The organism is Bacillus sp. 179-C3.3 HS, assembly GCF_047229225.1.
Classification (GTDB): domain Bacteria; phylum Bacillota; class Bacilli; order Bacillales; family Bacillaceae; genus Bacillus.
This window is the reverse complement of sequence record NZ_JBFEFT010000026.1, coordinates 38,169-52,780: the sequence shown is the minus strand read 5'-3', so window position 1 is coordinate 52,780 and position 14,612 is coordinate 38,169. Positions and strand designations below refer to the sequence as shown.

17 protein-coding genes and 1 riboswitch are annotated in these 14,612 nt (G+C 39.5%); of the genes, 12 read left to right on the top strand and 5 right to left on the bottom strand.

What is annotated here, in order from left to right:
• Window positions 1-192 precede the first annotated feature (192 nt).
• A riboswitch (purine riboswitch) is annotated at window positions 193-292 on the top strand.
• A 119-nt stretch (window positions 293-411) separates the two neighbouring features.
• The 8 genes from xpt (at window position 412) to AB1K80_RS14840 (ending at window position 9,501) form a co-directional block, all read left to right on the top strand.
• A complete protein-coding gene (gene xpt / locus AB1K80_RS14875; protein WP_412857555.1) occupies window positions 412-996 on the top strand; it encodes a xanthine phosphoribosyltransferase in 585 nt (194 codons plus the stop codon).
• Entirely contained in the window at window positions 993-2,306 is a 1,314-nt protein-coding gene (gene pbuX / locus AB1K80_RS14870) for a xanthine permease PbuX (RefSeq protein WP_412857550.1), read from the top strand. The genes xpt and pbuX overlap by 4 nt, the downstream gene beginning before the upstream one ends.
• A gap of 232 nt (window positions 2,307-2,538) precedes the next feature.
• Window positions 2,539-3,636: a type III polyketide synthase gene (locus tag AB1K80_RS14865; protein WP_412857549.1), complete on the top strand. Its 1,098-nt coding sequence runs from the start codon at window positions 2,539-2,541 to the stop codon at window positions 3,634-3,636.
• Entirely contained in the window at window positions 3,636-4,145 is a 510-nt protein-coding gene (locus tag AB1K80_RS14860; protein ID WP_412857554.1) for an isoprenylcysteine carboxyl methyltransferase family protein, read from the top strand. The genes AB1K80_RS14865 and AB1K80_RS14860 overlap by 1 nt, the downstream gene beginning before the upstream one ends.
• 61 nt (window positions 4,146-4,206) lie before the next feature.
• The gene (fbpC, locus tag AB1K80_RS14855) at window positions 4,207-4,317 is read left to right on the top strand and encodes a Fur-regulated basic protein FbpC (protein WP_412857547.1); all 111 of its coding nucleotides are present in this window, start codon (window positions 4,207-4,209) and stop codon (window positions 4,315-4,317) included.
• Window positions 4,318-4,448: 131 nt separating this feature from the next.
• Window positions 4,449-8,042, top strand: a complete 3,594-nt coding sequence (locus tag AB1K80_RS14850; RefSeq protein ID WP_412857546.1) for a dynamin family protein — start codon at window positions 4,449-4,451, stop codon at window positions 8,040-8,042.
• A gap of 40 nt (window positions 8,043-8,082) precedes the next feature.
• Window positions 8,083-8,346 (top strand): YpbS family protein, encoded by a 264-nt coding sequence (locus tag AB1K80_RS14845; RefSeq protein ID WP_412857545.1) that lies wholly within the window; start codon window positions 8,083-8,085, stop codon window positions 8,344-8,346.
• A gap of 267 nt (window positions 8,347-8,613) precedes the next feature.
• The gene (locus tag AB1K80_RS14840) at window positions 8,614-9,501 is read left to right on the top strand and encodes a 5'-3' exonuclease (protein WP_412857544.1); all 888 of its coding nucleotides are present in this window, start codon (window positions 8,614-8,616) and stop codon (window positions 9,499-9,501) included.
• Window positions 9,502-9,557: 56 nt separating this feature from the next.
• On the opposite strand, the gene AB1K80_RS14835 is transcribed toward AB1K80_RS14840, so the two are convergent.
• Genes AB1K80_RS14835 through AB1K80_RS14825 form a run of 3 tightly spaced genes read right to left on the bottom strand, consistent with a single transcriptional unit; the run spans window position 9,558 to window position 10,813 of the window.
• Window positions 9,558-9,683, bottom strand: coding sequence for a small, acid-soluble spore protein L (locus AB1K80_RS14835; RefSeq protein ID WP_412857543.1), 126 nt, complete (start codon window positions 9,681-9,683; stop codon window positions 9,558-9,560).
• 43 nt (window positions 9,684-9,726) lie between these two features.
• Window positions 9,727-10,122 carry a reverse transcriptase-like protein gene (locus AB1K80_RS14830; protein ID WP_412857541.1) on the bottom strand — a complete coding sequence of 132 codons (396 nt, stop codon included), beginning with the start codon at window positions 10,120-10,122 and terminating at the stop codon, window positions 9,727-9,729.
• Between the two features lies 1 nt (window position 10,123).
• Window positions 10,124-10,813, bottom strand: coding sequence for a queuosine precursor transporter (locus tag AB1K80_RS14825; RefSeq protein ID WP_412857540.1), 690 nt, complete (start codon window positions 10,811-10,813; stop codon window positions 10,124-10,126).
• Between the two features lie 94 nt (window positions 10,814-10,907).
• Here AB1K80_RS14825 and AB1K80_RS14820 point away from each other — a divergent pair, with 94 nt between their 5' ends.
• The 3 genes from AB1K80_RS14820 (at window position 10,908) to AB1K80_RS14810 (ending at window position 12,116) form a co-directional block, all read left to right on the top strand.
• Window positions 10,908-11,579: a reverse transcriptase-like protein gene (locus AB1K80_RS14820; protein ID WP_412857538.1), complete on the top strand. Its 672-nt coding sequence runs from the start codon at window positions 10,908-10,910 to the stop codon at window positions 11,577-11,579.
• A gap of 1 nt (window position 11,580) precedes the next feature.
• Window positions 11,581-11,763 carry a zinc-finger domain-containing protein gene (locus AB1K80_RS14815; RefSeq protein WP_412857537.1) on the top strand — a complete coding sequence of 61 codons (183 nt, stop codon included), beginning with the start codon at window positions 11,581-11,583 and terminating at the stop codon, window positions 11,761-11,763.
• Window positions 11,764-11,933: 170 nt separating this feature from the next.
• Complete coding sequence (locus AB1K80_RS14810) at window positions 11,934-12,116, top strand: hypothetical protein (protein ID WP_008346368.1); 183 nt, start codon at window positions 11,934-11,936, stop codon at window positions 12,114-12,116.
• 51 nt (window positions 12,117-12,167) lie between these two features.
• Here the strand turns inward: AB1K80_RS14810 and cspD are convergent, their stop codons facing one another.
• On the bottom strand, window positions 12,168-12,368 hold the full coding sequence (gene cspD, locus AB1K80_RS14805; protein WP_003215784.1) for a cold-shock protein CspD: 201 nt from the start codon (window positions 12,366-12,368) through the stop codon (window positions 12,168-12,170).
• 267 nt (window positions 12,369-12,635) lie between these two features.
• On the opposite strand from cspD, the gene AB1K80_RS14800 reads away from it, so the two are divergent.
• Complete coding sequence (locus AB1K80_RS14800; RefSeq protein WP_412857536.1) at window positions 12,636-13,337, top strand: AIM24 family protein; 702 nt, start codon at window positions 12,636-12,638, stop codon at window positions 13,335-13,337.
• 41 nt (window positions 13,338-13,378) lie between these two features.
• On the opposite strand, the gene AB1K80_RS14795 is transcribed toward AB1K80_RS14800, so the two are convergent.
• Window positions 13,379-14,524, bottom strand: a complete 1,146-nt coding sequence (locus AB1K80_RS14795; protein WP_412857535.1) for a diglucosyl diacylglycerol synthase — start codon at window positions 14,522-14,524, stop codon at window positions 13,379-13,381.
• Window positions 14,525-14,612: the final 88 nt, after the last annotated feature.

Sequence of the window (14,612 nt, the reverse complement as noted above, 5' to 3'; positions counted from 1 at the left end):
TCACCGATAAACTATCGGCAGTTGGCTGTATAAAGGTGTTTTTGATCCCTGTCTCAAAAACGGGGGTCAGTCCCGAGAAGGGGGCTTTTTTATATGTGAATTTTCTAAAAACGAACATTTCAGTCTAATTTATTATTTAAGTTCGGTATTTTTATAGAAAAGTGCTTTCCAAGCGTCAGAAATCTTGTTATAATTTGTACACTATGAAGCACTCATATAATCGCGTGATGATGGCACGCAAGTTTCTACCGGACACCGATACCGTCCGACTATGAGTGAGCAAAATGAAACAGCTTGTCTTTGAGCTGAAGATCTGTGGATCGTTTTCGCATTGCTTGCTCCTGAATGGACAGCAATGCTTTTTTTATGTAAAAAAACGTATATTTGCCAATGGGCTAGGAGGAAGTCATGATGGAATTGTTGCGTCAAAAAATTGAGAACGAAGGAATTGTGCTATCCAATGAAGTGTTAAAGGTCGATGCTTTTTTAAATCATCAAATTGATCCAGTCCTCATGCAAGAGGTCGGTCAAGAGTTTGCTAGACTATTTAAGCATGATGGGATTACGAAAATCATCACGATTGAATCTTCAGGGATAGCGCCTGCTGTGATGGCAGGTCTTGCTTTACAAGTCCCTGTTGTGTTTGCCCGAAAACGCCAATCTCTGACATTAACGGATCACTTGCTGACAGCTAATGTGTACTCATTTACCAAAAAAGTCGAAAGTACCATTGCCGTTTCAAATACATATCTTGGTGAAAATGATTGTGTCCTCATCATTGACGACTTCCTAGCGAACGGTGAAGCTGCAAAAGGACTAGCAACGATTGCGAAGCAGGCGAAGGCAAAGGTCGCTGGGTTTGGAATTGTCATTGAAAAGTCATTCCAGCCTGGAAGGAAAGTGCTGACGGAATTAGGGTATCGCGTCGAATCTCTTGCACGTATTGAATCACTAGAGGAAGGAAAAGTCACGTTTGTTCGGGAGGGACAATCATGAGTACTGCGAAAAAAGCCAAAACACTTTCACTTGGTATCCAGCATGTGCTGGCGATGTATGCAGGTGCAGTGCTTGTCCCGCTCATTGTTGGAGATGCACTTGGGCTAACACCCGCACAATTAACGTACTTAATCTCCGCAGATATTTTCATGTGTGGTGTTGCAACACTGCTACAAGTATGGAAAAATCGCTATTTTGGGATCGGATTACCGGTTGTGCTTGGTTGCACATTTACAGCTGTCTCTCCGATGATTGCGATCGGTTCTAAATACGGAGTCTCATCAATATATGGGAGTATTATTGCTTCAGGATGCATTGTGATTGTCCTTTCCTTTTTCTTTGGAAAGCTAGTCAAGTTTTTTCCACCTGTTGTGACGGGTTCAGTCGTTACCATTATCGGCATTACCCTTATTCCAGTTGCAATGAACAATATGGCAGGCGGAGAAGGTAGTGCTGATTATGGTTCTTTTGAAAACCTAGGTTTAGCTTTTCTTGTTTTATTGATCATTGTCCTGCTTTATCGATTCACTAGAGGGTTTATGAAAGCCATTGCGATTTTAATTGGCATTTTATTAGGTACAGCAGTCGCATCCATCTTAGGGAAAGTCGAAACGACAGAAGTGGCGAACGCCCAAATCTTTCGAATGATTGAACCATTTTATTTTGGTATGCCTACCTTCGAATTTGCACCCATCATGACCATGACTTTAGTGGCCATTGTCTCTTTAGTAGAATCAACAGGCGTTTATTTTGCGCTAGGAGATTTGACAAATCGTTCATTAAAGGAAAAAGATTTAGCAAAGGGCTACCGTGCAGAGGGGATTGCTGTGTTGTTAGGCGGTATTTTCAACGCATTTCCGTACACCGCGTATTCACAAAATGTAGGGCTGATTCAGTTAACAGGCGTAAAGAAAAATCAGGTCATCGTGGTGACAGGGGGATTATTGATGCTATTTGGCTTATTCCCTAAAATTGCTGCATTTACGACGATTATTCCTAAGTCAGTGCTTGGTGGCGCAATGGTAGCGATGTTTGGAATGGTCATCGCTTATGGAATTAAAATGCTCACGCGTGTCGATTTTTCAAAACAAGAAAACCTGCTTATCGTTGCTTGTTCGGTTGGGATCGGATTAGGCGTTACCGTTGTCCCGCAAATGTTTGAACAGTTGCCAGAATCGATCAAGTTATTGACGAGTAACGGGATTGTGGCAGGCAGTTTTACAGCCATTTTACTTCATATTATTTATCACATGATCCCATTTAAAAAAGAAGAGCAGCATAGGGAAGAAGTAAAACAATCGGTCATGTAAACACCTCTTGACAAGAGGTGTTTTTTTATACAAAAAAAGCAGGTTCGCTTGGCTTGGAACGAACCTGTGAAGGAGGAAAACTACATCATGTTTTCACCTATATTATCCAATATTTCTCAATTAGCGTCAAGACAAAAAGTTAGACGAAGGAAAATGTTTTGACTGATTTGTGACGATTTGGCATGTATATCCTTTTTTAAATGGGGGAAGTTAACGAAAAGAGGTGAATCAGATGGCATATATTCTGTCAGTTGGAACCAGTCTGCCAGATCATGATGTAGATCAGCAAACAGCTGCTGAGTTTGCAAGATCTCAATTTAAACGGTCGTTTAAAGATATTGATAGGCTCCTGAGAGCGTTTAATAATGGAGAAGTTCAGAGCAGACAGTTTGTAAAGCCTATTCAGTGGTATCAACAATACCACTCATTTGAAGAGAAAAATCATATTTATTTAGAAAAGACATTGGCACATGCAAAAGAAGCGATTACCCACTGTCTTCATGATACGACATTCCTAAAAAGCCCTATTCCGTATGATGAGATCGATGCCTTGTTTTTCATTTCAAGCACTGGATTATCAACACCAAGTATTGATGCCAAGCTGATGAATGTTCTCCCATTTTCACCTTATACAAAAAGAGTGCCAATTTGGGGGCTTGGCTGCGGGGGCGGAGCGGCAGGATTGTCACGAGCGTTTGAATATATTAGAGCATATCCTGAAGCAAAGGTGCTAGTCGTGGCTAGTGAGCTATGTAGCTTAACCTTTCAGCCGCAAGATCAATCAAAGAGTAATTTAATAGGCACCTCACTGTTTGGAGATGGGACTGCGGCTGTTTTGTTAACAGGAGACCGAGCTACATTACATAATACGCAATTCAAAACAGTGCCTAAAGTGATAGGTACCCAGTCTGTCACAATGAAGAACTCCGAAGATGTGATGGGGTGGGCGTTTACAAATAATGGTTTTCAAGTGATCTTCTCACGAGACATTCCAACGATGATATCAGGCTGGTTGAAGGGACAAGTGGAACAATTCCTAGAACAGCAAGGGCATTCAAAGGACAATCTATCTGTGTTCCTCGCCCATCCAGGAGGAAAAAAGGTGATTGATGCGTATATCGACAGTCTATCTTTACAGGAGCAACAGCTCATGTCATCAAAAGAAATCCTGAAGCATCATGGAAATATGTCTTCTGCAACGGTATTGTATGTCATCAAACATTTTCTTGAACATGAGACAATGGACGATGGAGCAATCGGGCTATGCGGCGCTCTAGGACCAGGCTTTTCATCTGAGCTGTTACTGATGAAATGGGAGGAAATATCATGATGATTTTCTGGTTCATGATTGGTCTCTTTGTCTGTCAGCGGCTTATTGAAGTGCTTGTTGCAAAAAGAAATGAGAAAAGAGTCAAAGCGTTAGGGGCAATTGAATTTGGGGCGGGGCATTATCCTTATATGGTTGCGATGCATGCAGCGTTCTTTTTATTTCTCACCTTAGAGACTTGGCTTTTACAGCGTGAGCCGTCTCGTTTCTTTCTTCTATTGCTCCTTCTACTCGGGCTTACCCAAATTGTACGATATTGGGCATTGTACTCACTCGGGACGTATTGGAATACGAAAATTTTAGTTGTGCCAAATGCGTTGATCGTGAAAAAAGGGCCGTATCGTTGGTTGAAACATCCGAACTATCTTGTCGTTGCAATCGAACTCCTCTTCATTCCTCTTTTGTTTCAAGCGTATATCACAGCCATTTTATTTACGTGTTTAAACGGATGGATGATGGTTGTCCGCATTCAAGCGGAAGAAAAAGCGCTTCAACAGCATTTACTAAATTAATATTGAAAATCATTATCAATTGTGTTACACTTTCATTAATGATAAACATTCTCATTAATGAATGGTGGACGGTGATAAGATGACAATGGTTTTTTTAATCGGTACAGTCTGTGTTTACAGTCTATTGATTGGTTTTGTATTAAAAGGTGTTTCAAAAAAATCTGCTTCCTAAATTCAGTCGATTGTGACTGAGTAGGAGCAGATTTTTTTATTTCTTCAGATCAGAAGAAATATATCTTTATTTTGTGTAAAATGGAATCATGTACATAACTGATTTTTCTAAAAACAAAGGGGTTAATCTTCATGAAAGATTTGTCTATCCGAGATTCACTTGTTCAAACGACAGGTGCTCTATATCAACGTCTCCTTCAAAGGCAAGACGCTGAGCGAGCAGCAAAACTTGCATCCATTATGAAAAAGGACGCAGAAGAAGAAGTGTATATCGCCTTTACAGGACACTATTCTGCTGGCAAGTCATCACTCGTCAACTATTTATTGCATGATCATATTCTCCCAACGAGCCCGATACCAACGAGTGCAAACTTGGTCGTTGTTAGAAAGGGTGTACATGAAGTCAAGCTTCACACATCTGACGGTCGTTTTGCCAAAATGAGCGGCGCATATGATAAAGAAGCTGTACAGCGCTTTTGTAAAGATGGAGAACAAATTGAAATGGTGGAAATGAGCGGTGATTATCAGGGGCTGGAAGAAAAAGTCGCCTTGATTGATACACCGGGAATTGATTCAACCGATCATGCCCACTTTTTATCGGCTGCGTCCATTCTTCATCAAGCAGATGCACTTTTTTATGTTGTTCATTATAACCATGTTCATTCGGAAGAAAATATTCGGTTTATTCGTTCAATTAAAGATCAAATTCCGAATCTATATTTCATTGTCAATCAAGTCGATCGACACGATGAACACGAGACGACATTTGAGGATTACAAAATGCAAGTTGTCGAGATGCTCATGAAAGAAGGCATTGAGGAAGATCATCTTTACTTCACATCTGTGACAGAGGAAGCGCATCCAAAAAACGAAATGAATCGATTGATTCAAAAACTAAAAGAATTACAAACCTTACCTAAAGCCTCACTTCGTGCCTATACAGAGCAAAAAATTGTCCATGTACTAAAGGAACATACCGAATCATTAAAAGAAGAGCTTCAAGAAGAGGATCTTCATACACAACTTCAAAAGAAAACAAAAGAAGTCAAAGAACTCGAAGCCCATTATCGCTACGCTGAAAATGGCGCAAAACAGCTAGAAGAACAAGTAACGGCTGACGTGGAGAGTATTTTAAAAAATGCGAATTTGACACCATTTAAGATGAGAGAACTTGCAAGTGACTATATCGAATCGAAAGCACCGGGCTTTAAAGTGGGGATGCTTTTCTCTAAACAGAAGACCCAGCAAGAAAAAGAGAAGCGGGCGAGTGATTTCGTAACAGATGTAAAAGCAAGAATGAAAGCGGAAGTAGATTGGCACATTGCGGATCGACTAAAAAAAGAAGTCAAAGATCATCAACTTGGTGAAGAATTGTTACAAACAGTGATGGCATTTGAGACGCCGATTCAAGAATCTTTGCTCGAAAGCGTCATTCATCCTGGTGCAACTTTCTCAAACGAATACGTCCTTCAATATGCAAAGGATGCAGGTGAAGCACTGAAAAGAAACGCAAAGCAACAAACCATGCAGATGATCAAACAAATGACCGAACTCCTTGAACACAAGCTTACACTTCATCAACCGGAAAAACAGAGCAAATGGGAGCAGGCGAAGCGAGAACTCGAAACGCTAGAAAATGAAATCGAAAGACAACAACACATCACGCAAGATATTCAAGAGATATGGCACATATGGAATAACGGGACAGAAGAGCCGATTGAAGGGAATTGGTTTCATGCGAAAAAACAATGGATCCAGCATGATCAGCTTCTGAAAAAAAGCCTGTTAACAGATGTAACGGAGCAGAGGCAAAAAAGGGAACAGCCAGTTGAAGAAAAAGTGCGCCATTCGCAGCATGTAACAACCGCGCAGTCGATTGTCCGATTTGAAAACTTAGCCCGTATTCTGAAGCCTTTAGACGCACTTCGATCTCAAAGGGAATCGTTTGAAAAACGAACAGAACGTTTACAGGCAAGAGAGTTTACACTAGCATTATTCGGTGCTTTTAGTTCAGGGAAATCTTCCTTTGCAAATGCACTTGTGGGCAAAAAGGTATTGCCATCATCCCCGACACCCACAACAGCAACGATTAACAAACTCACAAAACCGACCAACGAACACCCGAATGAAACGGTGAAAGTTGTCTTCAAAACGGAACAGGAAATGCTTGAAGAACTTGATCAGATTCTTGGGTTTTCCGTAACAGAGGAAAAGGGAAGCGCCTTTGGCGACAAACTAGAAAGAGTGCTGAAAAAAAAGCAGCTTGAACAAGACGATCGTATCATTGTCGAGCACTTTCTTCACGCGCATGATCGATTTAACGAGTATATTGACCAGCAACGCCCATTGTATGTACTTCTTGATGAATTAAAGCCGTTTGTGGCGGAAGAGTCGATTTCATGTGTCGTAAAGGAAGTGACTGTCTATTTAAGCACCCCACTCACAGATAAAGGACTGACAATTGTTGATACACCGGGTGCAAGCAGTATGAATAAGCGGCATACGGAGATTGCGTTTCAGTATATGAAGGATGCAGATGCGCTGCTTTATTTAACGTATTATCAGCATTCATTCTCAAAAGCAGATCGGTCATTTTTACGCAAGTTAGGCCTTGTGAAAGACTCGTTTAGTATGGATAAAATGTATTTCATCATCAATGCCGCTGATTTGGCAAAGGATGAAACGGAACTTGAGACGGTCTTTCACTATGTGCAAACAGAACTGACAAAAGAAGGCATTCGACATCCGAATGTCCATCATGTATCGAGCAAAGAAGAGATAGAAGGAAAACACACAACTCCTTTTAATCAATTTAGCCAGCTAAGAAAACAATTGGACCATTTTATTGATGAAGAATTAACGAAGGATGCCATTGAACTCCTATATTTTGAAGCCCAGTCCCTGTGTGAAACGGTTCAGACATTGCATGCAACGCTTCACCAATCAGAAGATGAGAAACAAAAGGAAAAGAAGAAGATAGAACAGTCATATGCCGCACTTTTCGACAAAGTGAACGTGATGAAACAGTCTCAATTTGTCGTAGACAGTGTGAAAAAAGATTTGCAAGAACAGCTGTATCACATCGTTCAGCGACTATCACTCTTTGCCAATGATTTGTTAAAGCTAGCCTTTTATCCTGGATTATCACAAGGGAATTTTCAAGAACAGTTGAAAAAGGCGCTTCAACAGGCGATGAAGGATTATGAATTTGAATTTGTACAGGAAATCAAGGCACTCGATATTCGAATGGAATCTTTTATTAAAAAGTATTTTCAAGAAGAGTGGCGAAAAGGTATACAGACCGCCTGTGCCGATGATCCTTACTTTTCTATCCGATTGTCACCACAAGAAGAAAAAAGCGCAGAGTTGAAACAAATCGAAGTAGAGACGGAGCTTGCCTTATTTGAGCCGTTCTTAAAGAAACAGAAATCAGCAAAAGCCTTTTTTGAACAAAACGGAAAGGCTGCATTGATTGAAGCGATTCGTGATGTCCTTCTTCACATCACCACTAAGTGGGCGGAAAGGGAAGAAGAAGAGTTGCTTGCGAGATATGAGCAGATGGTCAATGTGTATCGTGATCAATATGAGACAGAAACGCTAGACCAACTAAACGATCAAAAGCATACATTTGTTAAAAGTTTAACAACAGACGCGAATGAACAGGCAATCATCGAGCAAGTGTACGAACAAACGGAGCAATGGAAAACACAGTTGAAAAGCACCTGATTCATGATAAACTATATAAAAAAGAAAGCAGTTGATCAATATGACGAGCGTACACGAAGAGATTTCCGCACATTCACAAAAACAGCATGCCCATATCCAATCCTTTCTCGCACTTGAACAAAAACGAGAGCAAGCGATTGATGAGGCTGTAACGAAATGTGGTCAAAACGAGCCTTTTACAACAGATCAAATCAATCGCATTACGGCGCAAATGAATGAACTTGCACGAGGTGGGATAGTTCCAATACGTAAGCATGTAACTGTTGACATGGTGAAGGAATATGTGGAGCGTAAACAGAAGTAAGAGTAATTCCCCTTTCTTTGGTCATCTTAATCAATAGATGAAGAAAGGGGAGGGATATCGTGAAAAAGAAGGAAAACACCAATCAGAAGGAAGAAACTGTACCAAAACAAAAAGACATGCCATCTTATGCAGAAATAGAATCGAAAAAAATGCAATATGGTCAAAAGTAAAAAAGGCTGCGCCTTCTTCTGTCAAAAGAAGGAGGCCTCTTTTTTTCGGTTCTGTGATAGAATAGGGGTATTGTTTTAAAAGAGGGAGATTAAGAACATGAATAGACACGTACTACTTGTAGATGGAATGGCGCTTCTCTTCCGTTCGTTTTATGCAACAGCTGTTCATCGCAATTTTATGATAAATGATCACGGTGTTCCGACAAATGGAGTGAACGGCTATTTGAAGCATTTGTTGACCGCTGTTCAAACCTTTCAGCCCACTCATATTGTTTGCTGTTGGGACATGGGGAGTCAAACGTATCGAAATGAATTGTTTCAAGATTACAAGGCAAATCGAGGCGAGCCACCAGTAGAACTGTTACCGCAATTTGATCTTGCAAAAGAAGTCACAGAAGAACTCGGTATTTTGAGCGTTGGTTTAAAGGGCTTTGAAGCAGATGATTGTATAGGAACACTTGCCACACACTATCAACAAGAAGCAAATGTGACCATCTTAACGGGGGATAAGGATTTACTACAAATTCTTGATGAACGCGTGACAGTGGCACTGATGCAAAAAGGCATCGGACATTATAAGCATTATACAAAAGAAATCTTCGAAGAAGAAATGGGGATCTCTCCAAAAGCACTCGTTGATATGAAGGCTTTAATGGGAGATTCAAGCGATAATTATCCGGGTGTAAAAGGAATTGGCGAAAAAACCGCACTGAAATTTATTCAAACCTATGACACCATTGAACGACTATTAGAACATGTGCATGAATTAACGCCTGCACAGCAAAAGAAAATGCAAGCAGGGTTAGAGGACCTTAAGCTTTCCCGCATTTTAGCAGAAATCAAATGTGATGTCCCGCTCGACTGTCCAATCGATCAGACGAAATTGAATATCAATCCAGAGCGAGCAACAGCCATGTTACGTTTCCATCAGATCAAAGGAATTGAACAAATGGTGCATCGTTTAAGCGAAGTAGAGATTGGTTAATTGTTAAACGTCAGAGAGCTAAAACATATATGTTAGCTCTCTTATAGTGACACATATTACGATTTTGTATTGCTTTTTTTCGCCTTCTCCTCAAGTTGAGACAGCGGTTGATTATCTTTTGTTTGCTTATCACCTTGAGGCGTTGTCCCATTTGTGACACGACCTTTATTCACTTTATCCAATTAGTATCACCTCAACATATAGCATAACCAAAAGAAAAGCGATTCATCCTTGTGAAAGGTGAATCGCTTTTCTGGCGAGCTGATCGGCTACTACGTTTTCCTTACTTGGTATCCATTTAATAAAAAATAAATCAAACTGTGCTTGAAGTTGTTTCATCTCTTCAATGTAATGCTTGAATGCCGGATTTTTCGCAAAGCCTGCATTCGCAGCACGATCTACTACCTGCGAATCTGTTCGAAAAGAGACGGTGCGTAACCCTGCTTTCAAACACATTTTCATCCCTTCAATCAAAGCATAAAATTCTGCCTCATGATTACTCATTGAACCGATAGGGATCGAGAAAGATTCTGCTTTGCCCTCATATTTCATAAAAATACCAATACCTGAAGGACCAGGATTCCCTGCACTAGCACCATCAATGTAAATTTCAGCAAGCAATTTATTTCCCCCTTTCATCCATCGGAACAATTTTCTTCGCTGCATACGCATATGGTGTAGCCATGGCTGCGACGATGAATTTGATCACATATGTTGTGATGAAAATTTCAATCCACACATGGAATGGATACGTGCCTAAAAATGCAATCGTGGTAAAGATCAGTGTATCAAGTAGTTGACTAATCATCGTACTTCCTGCATTACGTAGCCAAAGCGCACCATCAGAAGGAAATAACCGGCGTATATACGAATATACATAAACATCTAACATTTGACTGATGATATAAGCAGCGATGCTTCCAAGTGCTAACCGCGGCATAAAGCCAAAGATCGTTTCTAATGAGGATTGTGAGATATCAGACGACGCAGGCTGGAAAAGCAAAGCCTCTTGCATCACAATCGTTAAGGTTAATAGGGTGGCAAAGCCAATCCAAACTGCCTTGCGTGCTTGTGCTTGTCCATACTTTTCATTCAACACATCTGTGGCGAAAAAAACACTCCCGTATAAAATGTTTCCAAGAGTTGCGGTTAAACCAAACAACTCAACCGTTTTCACAACTTGTAAGTTTGCAGCAACCGTTGCAAAGCCAATCCAAACGAAAAGGCCCATCTTGCCAAATCCTTTATAAAATAAAAGAACAATGATAAAATTAATGATCGCAAATAAGATCCATATACCTTCATTAAACAAGTGATATAAACTTCCTTTCATATTTGAAAATGTAACGTTTTGATTATAGCATAACGAATCTTGACCTTAAAAGCACGGGAAGGCGATGTGAGCAATGAAACTAAGAGCACATTATACAATGAAAGTGAAATCAATTGGGGCGATTGCTTTTTTCCAGGAAGAGTGGATGGAGCTCAAAGAGGCCTTACGTTTAGCAAAATATATCGATCAAAAAGAACCACAATCTCTCCTATCATTTGAAGATGAAAAAGGGGCCATGTGGTCGATAAAAGAACTAGAAAAGCTCAAAGTAGAACTTCAACTGGAGCCAGATCAACTTCAGGTCTATTTTGATGCAAGTTTTCACAAGGAAACTGGTGCTTCAGGGCTTGGGATCGTCGTATATTATACGCTTGGAGAAGATGCCTACCGATTAAGAAAAAATCAATCTTTTCAAGGGAGCACCAACAATGAAGCTGAGTATGCAGCATTATATGAAGCAGTTAAAGCGTTAAAAGACATAGGGGCGAGCAGAAATTCTGTGACGATTAGAGGAGACTCACTTGTTGTGATGAATCAGCTAAACGGGGAGTGGCCTTGTTATGATGATGTCCATAGCAAGTGGCTTGATCGAATAGAAGCTAGCTTAAAAGAGCTAAAACTGACGCCAACTTACGAAGTCATCAATCGTAAACAAAATACAGAAGCGGATCAGCTAGCAAGGAAAATCCTTGCAAACGTCCCAATCGAAAGTAAGTTGAAATTAGAAGCAGACGGAGCTGAATAATGTGGATAAAAAAACAGCAGTAAAAGAATTAACGGATCTTCAAGATACGTATTGTTCTGATTGCTTTATTAAGAAACATTTTCGAAAAGAACTAGGGAAGAAACAAGCGCATTCTTTTTGCATCCAACAATGTACCGTGGGTGAGAAAATCAAAGAATACGGAAATGTCCTCCTAAAAAAATAAATAAGCCGACCGGTTTTTCCTTCAATAAATATCTGCTCTTTAAAAAAAACAGAACGAATGTGTGAAAAAAGAACATATTCCTAAAAATGAGCCGATATAACTATAGAAAGTTTTAATTTAGTTACTTATTAACTAATTAACGGAAATTAGAGGAAATGGGGAAGACCGGCATGGATAATAAAGATTTTGAAACGGTATTGCATCGCACATTTCAAGAAGTGTACAGTGATTTAGAACAACTAGTGGATGTCGCCAAGAAGGGAAGACCTTTTCTCGAAAAAGATATCTCTGAAATTGAACAAAGATTAAAACAAAATATTTTAGCGATTGAGATTCAGCTTAAAATCAAATAAGAGAGGCATATGCCTCTCTTTATTTTGTCATTTCATCATTCAATTCGTTAATTAAATTTTAGTTACGTTTGCAGCTTGAGGTCCACGATTACCTTCAACAATTTCAAAAGAAACTTCTTGTCCTTCTTCTAATGATTTGTAGCCGTCACCTTCGATAGCTGTGAAGTGAACGAATACATCGTCTCCGCCTTCAACTTCGATGAAGCCGAAACCTTTTTCATTGTTAAACCATTTTACTTTACCGTTTTGCATATTGCTTTTTCCTCCTAGTACTGTAGCATACCTTTAGGCATACTAAAAAAAATTTTCATCACCTAACGCCTTAACAGATGTTAAATGATGGTTCCACTATACACTATCAAAAGTAAAGCGTCAAGCAGAGGAGCCAAATTTTGAGCAGAATATTTGATTTTTTTGTCTTTTAATGAAAGGTATGTGATTGATCACATCCATATTTTATGAAACCTAGTGTGTACCTTGACCGTATATTAAAAAAATACATAGAAAGAGGTGCGGAGGATGAATCGTTATACCATGAATGAATTTGTTGAGAACACCCAGCAGGAAGACAAAGGGGAAGGGGTCTTTGAGCTTGAAACATCAAGACTGTTAGAAATTAATGTAACAGATCGAATCTGGGCAAAAACAGGTTCTATGGTTTCGTACCGAGGCAATATAAAGTTTGAACGAGAAGGGGTTTTTGAACATGGCGTATCGAAAATGTTCAAAAAAATGTTATCAGGTGAAGGAACCTCTCTTATGAAAGCAACTGGTAACGGGAAATTATATGTGGCAGATCAAGGGAAAAAAATATCCATTCTTCGTTTGCAAAAAGGGGAATCTATTTTTGTGAATGGAAATGATTTACTGGCATTTGAACCAACTGTCAGGTGGGATATTCAATTGATGAAAAAGATTTCTGGCATGCTTGCTGGTGGATTGTTTAATGTGAAACTTGAAGGGCCTGGGCTTATTGCGATCACCAGTCATTACGAGCCATTAACGTTGATTGTCACACCAGGTGACTCAGTCTATACAGATCCGAATGCAACAGTTGCGTGGTCAGGGGACTTAAAAACCGAATTTGTCACAGATGTGTCCTTTAAAACGTTTATTGGTAGGGGGAGCGGGGAATCCATTCAAATGAAGTTTAGTGGCAGCGGTTTTGTCGTTGTTCAGCCGTATGAAGAAATTTACACAACAAGTGGCAATCAAGGATAAAGTAAAAAAAGGAGTCCGTCAATGACGGGCTCCTTTTCACATTATGCATGGGCAAAAGCTTTATTATTTGTAATGAGATCTGATTGTTCGATGATATCTTCCAAAATGGTTTGAGAAGATTGTTTGAAATGTAGCTTTTTGATGTTTTGTTTCATGGTTTCTAGCTTTTCTTCGTCCTGCATTAATTGTGTCACGGATTCTAATATATCCTCGTGTTTGTTTATAACGATTGCAGCACCTTTCTTTTCAAAGAAAAGAGCATTTTCTTTCTCTTGCCCAGGCACAGGTTTATAAAGAATCACCGGTACACCAATCGCTGTTGCTTCTGTTAATGTGATACCGCCTGGTTTTGTAATCATACAATCTGTTACTCTGAACAATTCATCAATTTGTTCCACATATCCAAGCGCCTTTAATTGATCGGGATGAGTTCGTTCTAGCTCGGCAAGCGATTGTTTGAGTGCGGCATTTTTTCCACAAACAACAACAATTTGCACTTCACTGTCAAGAAGTAACGCTTCACATAGTTCCTTCACATTTTTTAATACACCGTGTGCACCAGCCATAATTAGAAGGACTTTTTTGTTTGATGACAATCCATATTTTTTATAAATCTTCGACGTTGGCACGTCTGCTTCAAATTGTGGTCTAATTGGAATGCCTGTTACTTTGACATCGCTTGGATGTGTGCCGATTTCTACTAGCTTTTCTTTTACATAATCGGTTGCAACATAGTAACGGTCAATGTTTTCATGTACCCAGATTTTATGAAGGCAGAAATCTGTCATGACATTAAATGTCGGAATCACTTTCCCCGTTTTATTGCGGTATTCTGGGACGACAATCATTGGGAATGTAATAATGATGATGTCTGGGTTGTGTAATTGAATTAATTCATCCAGACGCTTATTTCCCATTTTTAAATAAATGTTAAATTTTCGTTTATTGTAAATTTTATCTACACCGTAATAAAACAAGCGATAAAATTGTTTCCCAATGGAGAAGCTCTTTAAATATAAATATTGAGTCACTTCTGACACAATGGGATTGGATTCTTGATACAAATTAGAGACGATTACATGTTCAAATCCTTGGGATTTACATTCATCATACAGTGTTTTAGCTACCTGCATATGTCCATTTCCATAATTTGCGGTCAAGATTAATATTTTTTTATTGGTATTCAAGAATATTCACCTCAAATGTAATCAACAACAACAAAACTTCGTACGAATCTACGAATCTCTTACGTCTACAAAGATAACATATAAACAT